This window comes from Leisingera sp. ANG-DT, assembly GCF_000813785.1.
Lineage (GTDB): Bacteria > Pseudomonadota > Alphaproteobacteria > Rhodobacterales > Rhodobacteraceae > Leisingera.
In genome coordinates this window covers 78008-93647 of record NZ_JWLE01000007.1, presented here as the reverse complement: position 1 = coordinate 93647, position 15640 = coordinate 78008, and the positions used below count along the sequence as shown (strand labels likewise).

Below are 15640 nucleotides of genomic sequence, written 5' to 3'. Positions count from 1 at the left end.
TTACTCCGCTGCGATCTGTTTTGCGGCTGGTTTGGGAGCGGGTTTCGCCCCGTGCTCGTATTCCTCCAGGAAATCGAGCACCTCCTGCCGGTAGGTGTAGTAATCCGGGTGCTCCAGCAGCGCCTTGCGGGTGCGCGGGCGCGGCAGGTCCACGTCGGTGATCTTGCCGATGGTGGCCTGGGGCCCGTTGGTCATCATCACTACCCGGTCTGCCAGCAGGATCGCCTCATCGACATCATGGGTGACGCAGATCGCGGTCACCTTGGTGCGGCTCCAGACCTCCATCAGCACCTCTTGCAGCTCCCAGCGGGTCAGGCTGTCGAGCATGCCGAAGGGTTCATCCAGCAGCAGGAGTTTCGGGGAGAGGGCAAAGGCGCGGGCGATGCCGACCCGCTGCTGCATGCCGTTCGACATCGCATGTGCGGGCTTGTCCATCGCATCCGCCAGGCCGACGCGCTCCAGGTAGTATTCCACCACGTCCTGCCGTTCGGCCTGCGTCGCCTTGGGATAGACCTTGTCGACGCCAATGGCACAGTTCTCCCGCGCGGTCAGCCAGGGGAACAGATTGGGCGACTGGAACACCACAGCACGCTCCGGGTCGGCACCCTCGACATGGCGGCGGTCCAGCTTGATCGCCCCCTTGGAGATCGGGTTCAGCCCGGCGGCCATCGTCAGCACCGTGGATTTGCCGCAGCCGGAATGGCCGATCAGCGAGATGAACTCGCCCTTGCTGATCTTGAGGTTGAAATCCTCGACCACCGTCAGCGGCCCCTTGGGCGTCGGGTAGATCTTGTGCAGCTGCGAGAAATCCAGAAACCGCTCCTCGGTGATCGACTTTGCAGCCTCCGCCACAGCCGCCGGCAGCCCGTGGATCGGGGTCACGTCCGGCAGGGTCTTCGTGCCTTCGGCCCTCGCTTGGATGCCCACATCCATCAAGCGGGAGGTGACCGACGCCCGCAGGCGCTTGAAGCTCTCGTCCGTGTTCATCGCGGAGCGGTCGCGCGGGCGGGGAATGGCGACGGTGAACGCCTCCCCCAGGCTGCCGTCCGGGTTCAGGGCGAGGATGCGGTCGGCCAGCAGAATGGCCTCATCCACGTCGTTGGTGATCAGCACGCAGGTCTTCTTGTCCGCCTCCCAGATCGCCTCGATCTCATCCGCCAGATTGGCGCGGGTCAGCGCGTCCAGCGCCGACAGCGGCTCATCCAGCAAGAGCATCTCCGGATCCATCGCCAGCGCCCGCGCCACGTTGACCCGCTGGCGCATGCCCCCCGACAGCTCCGCCGGGCGGCGGTGCGCAGCGTGGCTGAGGCCGACCATTTCCACATAATGGTCCACTTTCGCCTGTTTCTCCGCCTTCGGGAGGCCGGGAAAGACCGTGTCAACCGCAAGCGCAACATTGCCGTTCACCGTCAGCCACGGCATCAGCGAATAGCTCTGGAAGATCACCCCGCGCTCGGGACCGGGGCCGGTGACCTCCCTGCCCCGGTACTTGACCGACCCCTCCGCCGGTCTCTCCAGCCCGGCCATCAGGTTGATCAGGGTTGTCTTGCCGGTGCCGGAAAAGCCCAAGAGCACAAGAAACTCGCCCTCCTGCACCTGCAGGCTGATGTTGTTCAGAACGTCGGTGCGGCTGTTGCCCTCGCCAAAGCTCTTGGAGACGTTTTTGAACTCAAGAATGCTCATGACGGCTCACCGGTTGTTCGTGAAGGTAAAGAGCGACTGCAGCGCGTACATCACCCGGTCCAAGAGGAAGCCGATGATACCGATGGTCAGCACCGCAACAATGATCCGGGCCAGCGACTGGCTGGAGCCGTTCTGGAATTCGTCCCAGACGAATTTGCCAAGGCCCGGGTTCTGCGCCAGCATCTCCGCCGCGATCAGCACCATCCAGCCGACCCCCAGCGACAGCCGCAGCCCGGTGAAGATCAGCGGCAGTGCCGAGGGCAGCACCAGCTTGGTGATCTTGGTCCAGGTGTTCATTTTCAGGACCTTGGAGACATTCACCAGGTCCTTGTCGATGGAGGCCACCCCCAGCGCGGTATTGATCAGCGTCGGCCACAGCGAGCACAGGGTCACGGTGACTGCGGAAACGAGGAATGACTTGGAGAACAGCCCGTCGTTGCTGGCATAAAGCGCCGAAACCACCATGGTCACGATCGGCAGCCAGGCCAGCGGCGACACCGGTTTGAAAATCTGCACCAGCGGATTGATGGCCGCGTTTGCAGCCGGTGAAAGCCCGGCCAGGATGCCCAGCGGGATCGCCACGGCGGCAGCAATCAGGAACCCGAAGAAAACGGTCAGGATCGAGGTCCCGATCTGCCGGTAATAAGACGGCGCGCCGGTAAAGGGGATGTCTTTCACCCGCTCCGGCTGGCCGCGGTCGATGAAGCGCTGGTTGCGGGCCTCCACCTTCTCGTAATGGGCGCGCTCCTTGGCGGCCTTGGCCTGCGCATCCTGATGCAGGTTCACCGCTTCGCTCCACACAGCAGCGGGCCCGGGGATGGCGCCCAGCGAGGTCTGCACCTTGGGCGCCAGCACGGCCCACAGCATCAGGAAGGCGGCAATGGCGATGACGGGAACCGCCAGCAAGCGCCAGATTTCCCTGATCTGCGCCCTGGGATTGTCCCCGGAGGCGGCTTTCAGCACCGGCGTCACCCAGGCCAGGCCAAAAACCTGGAACCAGGCGTCCATCTTGCTGATGCGGGTGAACAGCCGGGCGCGGCGGGCCTCCTTTTGTTCACTGGCGGGGTTCAGAGTGTCGGGGTCGGCGATCGTCATGGTGTCGTCCTCTGGGAAATGCTGAGGGAGGGGAAGGCCGCCCGCTCTTGCGGGCGCACCGCCCCCCTGCCCTCCTGTCCGGGGTCAGCCCTGAATGGCGCTGCCAACGACGGTCTGGCCGGACTTCAGTCCGAGCGGCAGGCTGTCGATATAGGCGTTGGGTGTTTTGCCATCGAAGGGAATGCCGTCGATGATGTCCTCTGCGGGCGTCGGGGCCTTGTAGCCGTCACTGTCCCAGGGGAAATCCTCCGGGCTGGCAAGCCCTTCATCCACCAGCATTTTTGCGGCTTCCAGATAGATCTCCGGCTTGTAGACAGAGCGGGCAACCTCGTCATACCAGCTGTCCGGCTTGGGTTCGGCAATCTGCCCCCAGCGGCGCATCTGGGTCAGGTACCAGACCGCGTCCGAATAAAACGGGTAGGTGGCGTTGTAGCGGAAGAACACGTTGAAATCCGGGACGTCGCGCTTGTCGCCCTTCTCGTATTCAAAGGTACCGGTCATCGAATTGGCAATCACCTCGTAATCGGCGCCGACGTACTCGGGGCGCGACAGGATCTCCACCGCTTCCGGGCGGTTGGCGTTTTCGTTTTCATCCAGCCACTGGGCCGCGCGGATCAGCGCCTTGACCACCGCCAGCATGGTGTTCGGGTTTTCCTCGGCAAATTCCGCGGTGATGCCGAACACCTTTTCCGGGTTGTTCTTCCACAGCTCGTAATCGGTGATCACCGGCACCCCAATGCCCTTGAACACCGCCTGCTGGTTCCACGGCTCGCCGACGCAGTAGCCGGAGATCGTGCCGGCCTCCAGCGTCGCGGGCATCTGCGGCGGCGGGGTCACCGACAGGAACGCCTCTGCCCCGATCTGCCCGGTCACGTTCTCGGGCGAGTAATAGCCGGGGTTGATGCCGCCCGCCGCCAGCCAATAGCGCAGCTCATAATTATGGGTGGAAACCGGGAACACCATGCCCATGTTGAACGGCTTGCCCTTGGCGTTGAAATCCTCAATCACCGGCTTCAGGTAGGAGGCGGAGACCGGATGCGCGATCCTGCCGTCTGCGTCCGTGGGCAGGTTCGGCTTCATCATCTCCCACACTTCGTTGGACAGCGTGATGCCGTTGCCGTTCAGGTCCATGGAAAACGGCGTGACGATATGCGCCTCGGTGCCATAGCCGATGGTCGCGGCCAGCGGCTGGCCTGCCAGCATATGGGCGCCGTCCAGCGTGCCGCTGATTACGCCATCCAGCAGAACCTTCCAGTTCGCCTGCGCTTCCAGCGTGACAAACAGCCCCTCGTCATCAAAGAAGCCCTGTTCATAGGCCACCGCCAGCGGCGCCATATCGGTCAGCTTGATGAAGCCGAAGGTCAGCACGTCCTTTTCCAAATCCAGGGTGGCGGCCAAAGCCGGTCCGGTCAGTGCAGTTGAGGCCGCAAGCGCCATGATGAGTGTCTTCATCGGGTTGGTTCCTTTTCCTAGCTGCGTCCGGCGGCAGGCGCCGGAACAGAAAAAGCCGCTGACACGCACCGCCGGAAGGAGTGGCGGTGGGTCGAGCGGCTTTGCTCAGTGAACCCCGGTCTTCGGGAAAATTCTCAGTCAGGCTCCGTTGCCTGCCTGACCTCAGATTGCCGCAAGGCCCGGCCTGCGCCAAAGGTTTCTTTGCTCTCGCAGCAAGAAATTCTGCATTGCAGCGCTGCGGCGCGGCAAGCTGCCTGTATTTTCATCAGTCCGCGATCAGGGGATCAAAAACGCGGCCATCAAAAAACCGGTTCTGCAGCAGGCCGGCAGGTTCCGATTCTCTGCCAGCCGTCCGCGGCGCGCCAAAATCGCCCTCCGGTTTCGAGGCGGCGCCCGGCAATTCCGCGCCAGTGCCCCGCAGGGCGGCACGGTACAGATCGCTGCGGAAAACGGCTCCCGCGGTTTCCAGCGCCGTCTGCTGGTCCAATCCGTTCCGCTGGGCCAGTTGCAGGGCAATCCACTGTGCCTGGGTGCGCCAGGGAAACCCCGCCGCACCCTCGTGAAAACCGATAAAACCGGGCGCTTCGCGCTGCAGCCCCTGCGGCGTCACCGTGAACGTCCCAGACAGCGCGCGCTCGATGATTTCAGCGGGCAGATCCAGGTATCGCCGCGCGGACAGGATTTCCGCCGCCAGCCCGCGCGAGGCCGGATCGGCCAGCCAGCGCCCTGCCCGCCACAGCGCCCGGATCAGGCGGTTGGCCAGGCCGGGCTCCGCGTCTGCCCAGGCACTGCGCACGGCCAGCACCTTCTCCGGAGCAAAAGACCAGATCGCCCGGCCCGGCAGCAGCAGCGCGCCGGCCCCCTGCTCCACCGCCATCGACCCCCAGGGCTCGCCAACGCAGAAAGCGTCGATTTCGCCGCGGCGGATGGCCTCCACCATCTGCGGCGGCGGCACCGTGCGGATGCCGATGTCCGGGGGCGTGTCCGCCCCCAGCCCCTTCAGCCAATAGTTCAGCAGTTCAGCGTGCATGGAAAATGGAAACGGGACGCCGATCCGCAACTCCGGGCCGCCCGCAACGATCAGCGCCTGTCCAGCAGACAGGGCATCGTCAAAGGAAAACCCATGCCCAGTATCAGCCAGTCTGCGGGCCAGGCTGCTGCTGACCCCGATCACCGTGCCGTTGACGGACAGCACCGACAGCACCGACAAAGGCGCGCTGGCGCCGCCCAGGCCAAGCGCCGCCGCAACCGGCACCGGCGCCAGCATCTGGGCCGCGTCCACCTGTCCAAAGGCCAGCATGTCCCGCAGCGACGACCAGGAGGGCGCGCGGTGCAGGTCCAGCGCAAGTTTCTCTTCGGCGGCAAACCCCATTTCCTGCGCCGCAATCAGCGGCGCCGCATCGGTCAGCGGGACATAACCGGCGGGGATCCGCGTCACGCTCATGCCAGCAGCCCCGCCGCCGTGACCAGCGCCTGCGCCACCTCGGCCACACGCTTGTTCTGATCCATCGCCGCCTTGCGCAGCAGCGCATAGGCTTCATCCTCGCCAACGCCCCGGGCTTTCATTACCATCCCCTTGGCGCGGTCGATCACCTTGCGCTCTTCCAGCGCCCGCTTGGTCTCGGCAAGCTCCGTGCGCATCCGCTGAAACAGCCGGAAGCGGGCAATTGCAGCATCCAGAACCGGTTTCAGCCGGGCGGGCTGCAAACCGTCAACCACATAGGCCGAAACCCCCGCCTCCACCGCAGCAGCAGACAGCCCGTCCGCGCTGCGGTCGGCGAAAATCGCCACTGGCCGGTCCTTGGGGCCGGAGGCCAGCGTCAGTTCCTCGAGCGCGTCTCGCGAGGGATCTGCAATATCTATCAGCACGACATCCGGGTCACGCATCTGAATCTGACGGGCCAGGCCCGAAGGGCTCGAAATGACCTCAATGTCGAATTCCCCGGCAACCCGCAGCCCCTCTACAATCAGGAAGGCGCGTTCGCGGTCGGCTTCGACGACAACAATGGACAGGGCATCGGGCATGCGGCAGAGCGTGATGAGAATGCCGGAGGGCTGTAAAGACCGCGGAGCCGGGCTGATTTTCAGACAACGTGGTTGCGCCGCATTTTTGAGCGGGCTGCCAGAACATTTGGCATGGAGAAAACACGCTGGCGACTTCCCTGAAGCGGGCTGCTTGGAGGCTGTCCGAAGTTTGCAATGTGTGACATGTGCCTGCAGCAGACATGTGCAGGCTTCCCGTCTGCAAGTTCTGCGAATATCTGGAAGGACCCGATCTTGCCCATCAAGCCCCGGTTCCGTTCCGGGCCAGGCTGGACCTCACCGCGCTGAAGGCGCTGAGGGGCTTCTGACGCGGCATTCCGCCAGCGGCCTTCCCAGCGGACATGTGGTCCCGGACCACGCGATTGGCGCCTGGTGAACGTCGTGACGGCAGCGCCTCCTATGATCTGGCAAGATCAAATCCCCTGGCAATCTGTCTCAGTGGCGTTTGGCTTGCCCGAACCCCAGAACAGGCTAGGAAAGCAGGCTTCACAGAAGCCTGGCAAGGCCAATGAGGATCTTGAGATGAAGGCTCAGAGCCTTGTTTGCGCCAAGCAACGCAATAATACACTGCCTCAAACAGACAGCGGGCCGGCGGCGTTCAGCCGCCGCGCATCCTCTTGACTACCCCTGTGCTGCCAAAAAGCCGGACACAAGACCCAGCCCCTGCTTCAGGACTTCCGGCCCATTGGCATAGCCGATGCGCACATAGCCCTCCATGCCCAGGGCCGAACCCGGCGTGAACATCACCCCTGTCTTCTTCAGCAGCGCCACGCAGAACTCCCGCGAAGTCATCGGAAGATCGAACCTCAGCAGCGCGGTGGTACCCGAGCGCGGCTTCACCCAGGAGATCTTCGGCTCCTGATCCACCCAGTCGGACAGGATCTCCAGATTGCCGCGGGTGATCCGCTGGCTGCGCGCCAGCACCTGTTCGCGGTTTTCCAGCGCCAGCGCGGCAAAGTGATCGTCGATCATGCCCACCGAGATGGTGTCGTAATCGCGGTGAATGGCCACCGCCTCAATCACCTCCCTCGGCCCGGCGATCCAGCCCAGCCGCAACCCGGCCAGTGAATAGGCCTTGGACATGCCGGCGGTGGAAATCCCCTTTTCATAGATATCCGCGATCGAGGCAGTCATCCCGTCCCCTTCCTGATCGGTGCCGCGGTAAACCTCGTCGCACAGGATCCAGGCACCCGCCTCGCGGGCAATGGCGGCGATCTCCTCCAGCATCGCCCGGTCCATCAGCGCGCCGGTCGGGTTGTTGGGATTGTTGATGGCAATCAGCTTCGTCCCCGGCGTCACCTGTGCCCGCAGCTCGTCCAAGTCAGGCAGAAACCCGTTCTCCTCCCGCAGGCGCAGCTGATGCACATCCGCACCAATGCTGGCCGGGATCGAGTAATGCTGCTGATAGGTTGGCACCACCGCCACCACGCGGTCGCCACGCTCGACCAGCGCTTTGTGCACCAGCATGTTGGCGCCGATGGTGCCATGGGTGACGATCACATTTTCCGGGCCTTGTCCCTGATACAAAGCCGCAATGGCATTGCGCAGCCGGTCCGAGCCCTCGATCGCGCCATAAGTCATCTTCATCGCCAGAAGCTCTGACAGATCGGCAGAGTTTTTCCCGGCCAGCTGCAGCAGCTCCTCGATGGTCAGGCTCTCAACACAGGTCTCAGCGAGGTTCCATTCGCATTTGGTCTCCCACTCGTTCATCCAGATTTCGACACCGAAAGGTTCGATATGCATGTCTCTCTCCTGTCTCTCAAGCGCTGGCGGCGCGGTAGATAGCGTTGGCCACGGCGATATCCTCCAGCCCCAGCCCGATGGAGCGGAAGAATACCAACCGGCCGGCTTCAGGCCCTTCGCAGGTTCCGGCAGCAAGCCCCGCGAGATCACCCCGAAGCTGATCCGCGCTCCAGCCATGATCCCGCGCGGCCAGTACCATCTCCCCGGCGCTAGCCGGCGTGGTCTCGCGATAGTCGCAATAGACCTGCGCCGAGGCCAGGAAGGCGGGCGCAATTTCATGCGCCTCTGCCGCATTGGTGCTGATCGAGGTGACCAGCGCGCCGGGCGCCACCACGGTTGCATCCAGAACCGGTGTCCCCGAAGAGGTGCAGAGCATCACCACATCCGCCCCCCGCGCGGCCTCTTCCGCACTGGCGGCAAACTCTGCCTCCGGGCAGATCCCGCGCCACGCGGCCTGCTTGCCCGCATCCGCACCCAGGCCGGGCGAATAGACCCGCACCTCCTGCCAATCGCGCAGACCCTGCACATGCCGCCAATGCGCCTGCGCCACCGCGCCGGAGCCGATCACGGCCACCCGCGCAGCCCCCTCGCCTGCCAGCAGATCCACCGCCAGCGCCGTGGTGGCCGCGGTGCGTTCGGTGGTCAAACGGCCGGCGTCGCACAGCATCAGCGGCTGGCCCGTCTCCATCGACATCAGCACGGTCCAGGCGGTGATAACCGGCCCGCCCGCGCGCGGCAGATAAGGCGACAGCTTGGCGCCAAAGGTGCCTGCCCCGGCAGCCGCCCCCAGATAGGTGATGAAATCTCCCTGCCCTTCCGGAAACAGCGTCAATGTCTGTGCAGGCTGCACCGCCTGACCAAGGCCCAGGTCTGCAAAAAGCGCGCGCATTTCCTGCAGCACATCGACCTGCGGCAGCAGCTGCGCCACGGCTTCGGCATCCAACACAATCGGGGTTTTCATCATCGGCATATTCCTTCTTTGCCCGAAGGGTAGCGCGCGCGCCTGCCCCGCCGCCATCATCCCCAAGGATGATGCACGCCCCCCTGCCGCGTGCTATGGCGGATCAACCGGGAGGATCATGTGGAATTTCAAGGCACTGACATTGCGGCTGCGAACAGCGCGCTGGCCAGCGTCATCAGCGGCCAGCGCGGCGCGGCCGGGCTGATCGCCGCCGCCCGCCCGCTTTTGCCCTTCACTGCTGCCTTTTGTGTTGTGAACCGCCCCGGCCAGCGCCCGCACTACCTGGATGACAGCTACCCGCAAGGCGCCGCCAAGGACGCAGTGCAGCTCTATGTGAACAGCACCTACTTGCTGAACCCGGTCTATAACGCGCTGCTCGACGGGCTGCAGCCGGGGCTTTACAGGATGGCGGACCTGGCACCCGACAATTGGAACCCGGCGCCGGAGACCCCGGGCATTCTGGTCGAGGACGCCGAGGAAATCGGCTACCGCACCCCCGGCTGGCCCGCAGGGCTGGTGGAACTCACCCTGCTGACAGAACTGCCCGGCGGAGCCATGGGCGAAGTCAGCTTTGCCCGTCCTGCGGCAGACGGCGGTTTTCCCGATGATCTGCTGGACCGGCTGCGCCCCTTCCTGCCGCTGTTCGGGGCAGCATTCGCCCGGCTCTGGTCCCGGCAGGCCCCGGATCTCAGCGCAGCCAAACCAGAGCGGACGCTGCAGGACTTTGCCCGCACCATCCTCTCCCCGCGGGAGGCGGAGATCGTGCAGATGATCCTCAAGGGCCATTCCAGCCTGTCGATCAGCCTGACCCTCGGGATTGCCCTGCCGACGGTCAAGACCCACCGCAAGAACGCCTATGCCAAACTGGGCATCAGCACACAGCAGCAGCTGTTCAATGCCTTCCTGCAATGGCAGAGCAAGGCGCGTTAGCAGCGGCATTCTTCCCAAGTTCTGAGACACCAGCTTACACCGCGGCGGCAATGACGATGATTTTGAGTGTCTTGCCTAACAGTCTTACGCTACGCGCGATCTCTTCAGGCCAGGCAAAATGGCAAACGGATACGTGCTGCATCCCCGGCCTAAAACAGCGCAAGGGAGCCATCAGATACGACAAGCGACCCGACAAACGTCGCAACCGCATAGAGATTATGCACGCAGGGCTGAAGGGCTGGCAGCGGGTCGCAACGCATTACGGCAGCTGCCCAAAAGCCTTACTGTCAGCTATCGCTCTTGCCGTCCTCGCCCTCTGCTGGCTTTGAAATTAAATGAGACCAGGGCCTCACGCGCTTCCAGGCGGCTGGGTCACGATGAATATTCTGCTTCTTACAAAACTTCTTCCAGCCTTGTTTCGCCCCTGCCCCGCGGAGCGGCAAGCCTCTCCACCTTTTTGAATTCATAGCGGAAACCACCAAGATTCCCCTCAATCCGTTGCTTTTTCTCTAAAATTTACCGCACCGGCCCCAAAATTGAGGCTTTTCAACCAACCGGTTTTGCTAAGCTGGAAAGACAGGCTGCGCGCCTGAAAACAAACCGCGCGCCGCCTGAACACGCCCAGACAAGAAGGAAACCGCATGAGTGATGACTTCCCGCCGCTATCGCTGAATGTGCCGGAACCAGGCTGCAGGCCGGGCAGCACGCCTGATTTCTCGGACTTCGAAATTCCGCGCGCCGGGGCAGTCAAACGCCCGCCAACGGATGTGGATCCTGATGCGATCCGCGATATGGCGTTTTCCATCGTCCGCGTGCTCAACAAGGACGGCGAGGCGGTGGGCGACTGGGCCGGCGCGCTCAGCCCGGAAGAGCTGCGCGAGGGCCTGCGCCACATGCTGACCCTGCGCGCCTTCGATGCGCGGATGCTGAACGCGCAGCGCCAGGGCAAGACCAGCTTTTACATGCAGCACCTGGGCGAAGAGGCGGTCAGCTGCGCCTTTTCCCGCGCCCTGCGCCAGGGCGACATGAACTTCCCGACCTACCGCCAGGCCGGGCTGCTGATTGCGGGCGGCTATCCGATGCTGACCATGATGAACCAGATCTATTCCAACGCCGACGACCCGCTGCACGGGCGCCAGCTGCCGATCATGTATTCCTCCAAGGAACACGGGTTCTTCTCGATCTCCGGCAACCTCGGCACCCAGTTTGTGCAGTCGGTCGGCTGGGCGATGGCCTCGGCGATTTCCGGCGATACCAAGATCGCCACCGGCTGGATCGGCGACGGCTCCACGGCGGAGAGCGATTTTCACTCCGCCATGGTCTTTGCTTCGACCTATGACGCGCCGGTGGTCCTGAACATCGTCAACAACCAATGGGCCATTTCCACCTTCCAGGGCATTGCCCGCGGCGGCGTCGGCACCTTTGCCGCCCGCGGCCACGGCTTTGGCATCGCCTCGATCCGGGTGGACGGCAACGATTACCTGGCCGTGCACGCGGTGGCGAAATGGGCCTGTGAAAGGGCGCGCCAGGGGCATGGCCCCACCCTGATCGAACATGTCACCTACCGCGCCGGCGGCCATTCCACCAGCGACGACCCCTCCGCCTACCGCTCCAAGCGCGAGGCCGCCGCCTGGCCCCTGGGCGACCCGATAGAGCGGCTGAAGAAGCACCTCATCACCATCGGCGAGTGGAGCGAGGACCGCCACAAACAGGCCGAGGCGGAAATCCTGGACGGCGTCATCGCCACCCAGAAACAGGCTGAGGCCGTCGGCACATTGGGCGGCGGCAAGGCCCCCAGCCCGCGCGACATGTTCGAGGGCGTTTATGAAACCATGCCGCCGCATCTGATCCGGCAGCGCCAGGAGGCGGGGTACTGAGATGGCCAGCATGACCATGATCGAGGCCATCCGCGAGGCCCATGATGTTGCCATGGCGGCAGACGACCGCGTCGTCGTCTTCGGCGAGGATGTGGGTTTTTTCGGCGGTGTGTTCCGCTGCACCGCGGGCCTGCAGCAGAAATACGGCAAATCCCGCTGCTTTGACGCGCCGATCAACGAATCCGGCATCGTTGGCACCGCCATCGGCATGGCGGCCTACGGGCTGAAGCCGGTAATCGAGATCCAGTTCGCCGACTACGTCTATCCCGCCTATGACCAGATCGTGTCTGAGGCAGCGCGGCTGCGGCACCGCTCCAACGCCGATTTCACCTGTCCGCTGGTGATCCGCATGCCCACCGGCGGCGGTATCTTCGGCGGCCAGACCCACAGCCAGAGCCCGGAAGCCCTGTTTACCCATGTGTCGGGGCTGAAGGTGGTGGTGCCCTCCAACCCGTACGACGCCAAGGGGCTGCTGCTGGCCGCCATCGAAGATCCCGATCCGGTGATCTTCCTGGAGCCAAAGCGGCTCTATAACGGGCCGTTTGACGGCTATCATGACCGCCCGGTCACTAGCTGGAAGAACCACCCCAAGGGCGAGGTGCCGGAGGGTGCGGAGATCGTGCCGCTGGGCAAGGCCAGCATCACCCGCGAAGGCGCGGATGTCACCGTTCTAGCCTATGGCACCATGGTCTATGTGGCCGAAGCCGCGGCAGAGGCTTCTGGCATCGACGCCGAGGTGATCGACCTGCGCACCCTGCTGCCGCTGGACCTGGAAACGATCCAGGCCTCCGTCGAAAAGACCGGCCGCTGCGTGATCGTGCATGAGGCAACCCGCACGTCGGGCTTCGGCGCCGAGCTGATGAGCCTGGTGCAGGAGAGCTGTTTTTACCATCTGGAGGCGCCGATTATCCGCGTCACCGGCTGGGACACGCCCTACCCGCACGCGCAGGAGTGGGAGTATTTCCCCGGCCCTGCCCGCGTCGGCGAGGCATTGAAAAAAGTGATGGAGGGCTGACCGGATGGGTGTGTTTGCGATGCGCCTTCCCGATGTCGGGGAAGGCATTGCCGAGGCGGAACTGACAGAATGGCACGTCAAGCCCGGCGATATCGTGCGCGAGGACGATATCCTGGCGGCGGTGATGACGGACAAGGCCGCGGTCGAGGTGCCCTCAGCGGTTTCCGGCAAGGTACTGGAACTGGGCGGCGAGATCGGCCAGATGATGGCGATCGGCTCCGTGCTGATCCGGATCGAGGTCGAGGGAGAGGGCAACGAGACGCCCGGCTCTGCCTCTGTCTCTGACACAGCCAAACCCGCAGCCCCGGCGCCGCAGCCCGCACCGGCCCCGGATGAAGCAGCGCAGCCTGCGGCTGAGGAGGCACCGCAACCGGCGCCCGCAAAGGCCCCTGCCCCGGCTGCCGCCAAGAAACCCGGCCACCGCCTGCCCCGGCCCGAGGGTGCCAAGCCGCTGGCGGCACCGTCCGTGCGGGCGCGGGCGCGCTCCGAAGGCGTCGACCTGCGCCATGTGCCCGGCACCGGCCCGGGCGGCCGCATCAGCCACGAGGATCTGGACAGCTGGATCGAATCCGGCGGCATCCGCCAGGGCAGCGTCACCCGCGGCCGCAACACCGGCGTCGAGGAGCAGCGCGTCATCGGGATGCGCCGCAAGATCGCCGAGAAGATGGCGCTGTCGAAACGCCACATCCCGCATATCACCATCGTCGAGGAGGTGGAGATGGGCGCGCTGGAGGACCTGCGCGCCGCGCTCAACAAGAAGCACGAAGGCAGCCGCCCCAAGCTGACCCTCCTGCCCTTCCTGATGCGCGCCATCGTCGAGGCGGTGCGCGAACAGCCCGGCCTCAACGCCCGTTACGACGATGAGGACGGTGTGATCTACCGCCACGGCGGCGTCCATATCGGCATCGCCACCCAGACGCCTCAGGGCCTCAACGTGCCGGTGCTGCACCATGCGGAGGCAAACAGCCTGTGGGACAACGCAGGCGAGCTTGCCCGACTCGCCGACGCCGCCCGCGACGGCTCGATCAAGCGCGAGGAGCTGACCGGCGGCACCATCACCATCACTTCGCTGGGGCCGCTGGGCGCGATTGCCACCACTCCGATCATCAACCACCCCGAAGTGGCCATCGTCGGCGTCAACAAGATGCAGATCCGCCCGGTCTGGGACGGCCAGCAATTCCGCCCCCGCAAGATGATGAACATCTCCTGCTCCTTCGATCACCGGGTGGTCGACGGCTGGGACGCGGCGGTGTTCGTGCAGAAACTGAAATCCCTGCTGGAAACTCCGGCCATGCTGTTTGTCGAGGGCTAAATGACTGACCTTAAATGCAAATTGCTGATCATCGGCGCGGGCCCCGGCGGCTATGTCTGCGCCATCCGCGCGGGCCAGCTGGGCGTCGACACCATCGTGGTGGACGAGGCCAACCCCGGCGGAACCTGCCTCAACGTGGGCTGCATCCCCTCCAAGGCGCTGATCCACGCCGCGGATGAGTTCCACAAGATGGCGCACGCGACCGGTGGGCCGCTTGGCATTTCCGCAGGCACGCCTGAGATCGACCTGAGCCGGACAATGGCCTGGAAAGACGGCATCGTGAAGCGGCTGACCGGCGGCGTCAGCGGCCTGATGCGCAAGGCCGGCGTGCGCCTGGTCGAAGGCCGCGCGCGGTTCATCGACGGCAAGACGGTGGCGGTGAAACGCGGTGAGGAAACCACTCAGATCCGCGCCGAACGCATCGTGATCGCCTCCGGCTCCGCGCCCGTGGAACTGCCCGCCCTGCCCTTTGGCGGCGATATCCTGTCCTCAACCAGGGCGCTGTCGCTGCAGGCGGTGCCGGAAACCCTCGCCGTCGTTGGCGCGGGCTATATCGGGCTGGAGCTGGGCACAGCCTTTGCCAAGCTCGGCACCAAGGTCACCGTGGTCGAGGCCGAGGACCGCATTCTGCCGCTTTACGATGCGGCCCTGACCCGGCCCGTCGCCAAACGGCTGGAGGCCCTGGGCGTCAAGGTGATGACCGGCGCCCGCGCCGAAGGCTATGTCGGCGGCGTTCTGGCCACCAGCCAGGGCGGGATCGAGGCCGGCAAGGTCCTTGTGACCATCGGCCGCCGCCCCCGCACCGAGGGCATCGGCATCGATGAGCTGGCGCTGACCCTGAACGGCCCCTTCATCCGCATCGACAAGACCTGCCAGACCTCGATGCGCGGCATCTACGCCATCGGCGATGTCACCGGCGAGCCGATGCTGGCGCACCGCGCCATGGCCCAGGGCGAAATGGTGGCCGAACATGCCGCGGGCTACGCCGTGGAATGGGACAAGCGCGCCATTCCCGCCGTCTGCTTCACCGACCCCGAAATTGTCACCTGCGGCGCCCTGCCGGGCGAGGTGGAGGGCAGCAGCAGCACCGAGTTTCCCTTTGCCGCCAATGGCCGTGCGATGACGACAGAGCGCGAAGATGGCTTCATCCGCGTTGTCTGGCGCGACGCCGACCGCGCGGTTCTGGGGCTGCAGGCGGTTGGCGCCGGTGTCTCGGAGCTGTCGGCCGCCTTTTCGCTGGCCATCGAAATGGGCGCCTGCCTGGAAGACATCGCCGCGACCATCCACGCCCACCCGACCCAGTCGGAAGGCCTGCAGGAGGCCTGCCTGCGCGCGCTGGGGCACGCGCTGCACATCTGAGACCCGCGGGGGCGCAGACGCCGCGCCCCCGTCCCCAGGACCGCCCCCGTCCCGTCGACAGAATCGCTTTGCGGGCGTAACGTCGCTTCTGCACTGTGACGCCGGCCCGCCCCAGCCCGCCGCCTGCGCGCAGCGGCCTCCGGACTGGAACCCGTACTGCATTTGCGACA

Annotated in this window: 13 protein-coding genes and 1 pseudogene; 7 read left to right on the top strand and 7 right to left on the bottom strand. The window is 64.8% G+C overall.

Annotated features, from left to right (window positions below):
- The 5 genes from RA21_RS09155 to RA21_RS09135 all read right to left on the bottom strand — a co-directional run bounded on the left by RA21_RS09155 (position 1) and on the right by RA21_RS09135 (position 6255).
- Complete coding sequence (locus RA21_RS09155; protein WP_039148024.1) at positions 1-1683, bottom strand: ABC transporter ATP-binding protein; 1683 nt, start codon at positions 1681-1683, stop codon at positions 1-3.
- Positions 1684-1689: 6 nt separating this feature from the next.
- On the bottom strand, positions 1690-2778 hold the full coding sequence (locus tag RA21_RS09150) for an ABC transporter permease (RefSeq protein WP_019296407.1): 1089 nt from the start codon (positions 2776-2778) through the stop codon (positions 1690-1692).
- Positions 2779-2862: 84 nt separating this feature from the next.
- Positions 2863-4230 (bottom strand): CmpA/NrtA family ABC transporter substrate-binding protein, encoded by a 1368-nt coding sequence (locus tag RA21_RS09145; RefSeq protein ID WP_019296406.1) that lies wholly within the window; start codon positions 4228-4230, stop codon positions 2863-2865.
- 265 nt (positions 4231-4495) lie between these two features.
- The gene (locus RA21_RS09140) at positions 4496-5674 is read right to left on the bottom strand and encodes a CmpA/NrtA family ABC transporter substrate-binding protein (protein WP_039148022.1); all 1179 of its coding nucleotides are present in this window, start codon (positions 5672-5674) and stop codon (positions 4496-4498) included.
- Positions 5671-6255, bottom strand: coding sequence for an ANTAR domain-containing response regulator (locus tag RA21_RS09135; RefSeq protein ID WP_019296404.1), 585 nt, complete (start codon positions 6253-6255; stop codon positions 5671-5673). Before RA21_RS09135 ends, RA21_RS09140 begins: the two co-directional genes overlap by 4 nt.
- Before the next feature lie 200 nt (positions 6256-6455).
- Here RA21_RS09135 and RA21_RS23425 point away from each other — a divergent pair, with 200 nt between their 5' ends.
- Complete coding sequence (locus RA21_RS23425; RefSeq protein WP_019296403.1) at positions 6456-6581, top strand: hypothetical protein; 126 nt, start codon at positions 6456-6458, stop codon at positions 6579-6581.
- A gap of 313 nt (positions 6582-6894) precedes the next feature.
- Here the strand turns inward: RA21_RS23425 and RA21_RS09130 are convergent, their stop codons facing one another.
- Both RA21_RS09130 and RA21_RS09125 read right to left on the bottom strand, forming a co-directional pair.
- Entirely contained in the window at positions 6895-8016 is a 1122-nt protein-coding gene (locus RA21_RS09130; RefSeq protein WP_039148019.1) for an aminotransferase, read from the bottom strand.
- Positions 8017-8032: 16 nt separating this feature from the next.
- Positions 8033-8977, bottom strand: coding sequence for an ornithine cyclodeaminase family protein (locus tag RA21_RS09125; protein WP_275041410.1), 945 nt, complete (start codon positions 8975-8977; stop codon positions 8033-8035).
- Between the two features lie 120 nt (positions 8978-9097).
- Between RA21_RS09125 and RA21_RS09120 the strand changes: the two genes are divergently transcribed.
- The 6 genes and pseudogenes from RA21_RS09120 to lpdA all read left to right on the top strand — a co-directional run bounded on the left by RA21_RS09120 (position 9098) and on the right by lpdA (position 15470).
- Positions 9098-9907, top strand: a complete 810-nt coding sequence (locus RA21_RS09120; protein WP_019296400.1) for a response regulator transcription factor — start codon at positions 9098-9100, stop codon at positions 9905-9907.
- 134 nt (positions 9908-10041) lie between these two features.
- A pseudogene (locus RA21_RS23145) lies at positions 10042-10236 on the top strand (IS5/IS1182 family transposase); the annotation flags it as partial.
- Between the two features lie 312 nt (positions 10237-10548).
- Positions 10549-11784 carry a 3-methyl-2-oxobutanoate dehydrogenase (2-methylpropanoyl-transferring) subunit alpha gene (locus RA21_RS09115; protein ID WP_039148016.1) on the top strand — a complete coding sequence of 412 codons (1236 nt, stop codon included), beginning with the start codon at positions 10549-10551 and terminating at the stop codon, positions 11782-11784.
- A gap of 1 nt (position 11785) precedes the next feature.
- Positions 11786-12799: an alpha-ketoacid dehydrogenase subunit beta gene (locus RA21_RS09110; RefSeq protein WP_019296398.1), complete on the top strand. Its 1014-nt coding sequence runs from the start codon at positions 11786-11788 to the stop codon at positions 12797-12799.
- 4 nt (positions 12800-12803) lie between these two features.
- Positions 12804-14111, top strand: coding sequence for a dihydrolipoamide acetyltransferase family protein (locus RA21_RS09105; RefSeq protein WP_039148014.1), 1308 nt, complete (start codon positions 12804-12806; stop codon positions 14109-14111).
- A complete protein-coding gene (gene lpdA / locus RA21_RS09100; protein ID WP_039148012.1) occupies positions 14112-15470 on the top strand; it encodes a dihydrolipoyl dehydrogenase in 1359 nt (452 codons plus the stop codon).
- The last annotated feature ends 170 nt before the right edge of the window (positions 15471-15640 follow it).

What these genes read in the sequence shown, in the direction of transcription:
- RA21_RS09105 (WP_039148014.1), top strand. Translation starts at nt 12,804, where the DNA reads ATGGGTGTGTTTGCGATGCGCCTTCCCGATGTCGGGGAAGGCATTGCC.
- RA21_RS09130 (WP_039148019.1), bottom strand. Translation starts at nt 8,016, where the DNA reads ATGCATATCGAACCTTTCGGTGTCGAAATCTGGATGAACGAGTGGGAG.
- RA21_RS09125 (WP_275041410.1), bottom strand. Translation starts at nt 8,977, where the DNA reads ATGAAAACCCCGATTGTGTTGGATGCCGAAGCCGTGGCGCAGCTGCTG.
- RA21_RS09145 (WP_019296406.1), bottom strand. Translation starts at nt 4,230, where the DNA reads ATGAAGACACTCATCATGGCGCTTGCGGCCTCAACTGCACTGACCGGA.
- RA21_RS23425 (WP_019296403.1), top strand. Translation starts at nt 6,456, where the DNA reads ATGTGCAGGCTTCCCGTCTGCAAGTTCTGCGAATATCTGGAAGGACCC.
- lpdA (WP_039148012.1), top strand. Translation starts at nt 14,112, where the DNA reads ATGACTGACCTTAAATGCAAATTGCTGATCATCGGCGCGGGCCCCGGC.
- RA21_RS09135 (WP_019296404.1), bottom strand. Translation starts at nt 6,255, where the DNA reads ATGCCCGATGCCCTGTCCATTGTTGTCGTCGAAGCCGACCGCGAACGC.
- RA21_RS09155 (WP_039148024.1), bottom strand. Translation starts at nt 1,683, where the DNA reads ATGAGCATTCTTGAGTTCAAAAACGTCTCCAAGAGCTTTGGCGAGGGC.
- RA21_RS09140 (WP_039148022.1), bottom strand. Translation starts at nt 5,674, where the DNA reads ATGAGCGTGACGCGGATCCCCGCCGGTTATGTCCCGCTGACCGATGCG.
- RA21_RS09110 (WP_019296398.1), top strand. Translation starts at nt 11,786, where the DNA reads ATGGCCAGCATGACCATGATCGAGGCCATCCGCGAGGCCCATGATGTT.
- RA21_RS09150 (WP_019296407.1), bottom strand. Translation starts at nt 2,778, where the DNA reads ATGACGATCGCCGACCCCGACACTCTGAACCCCGCCAGTGAACAAAAG.
- RA21_RS09115 (WP_039148016.1), top strand. Translation starts at nt 10,549, where the DNA reads ATGAGTGATGACTTCCCGCCGCTATCGCTGAATGTGCCGGAACCAGGC.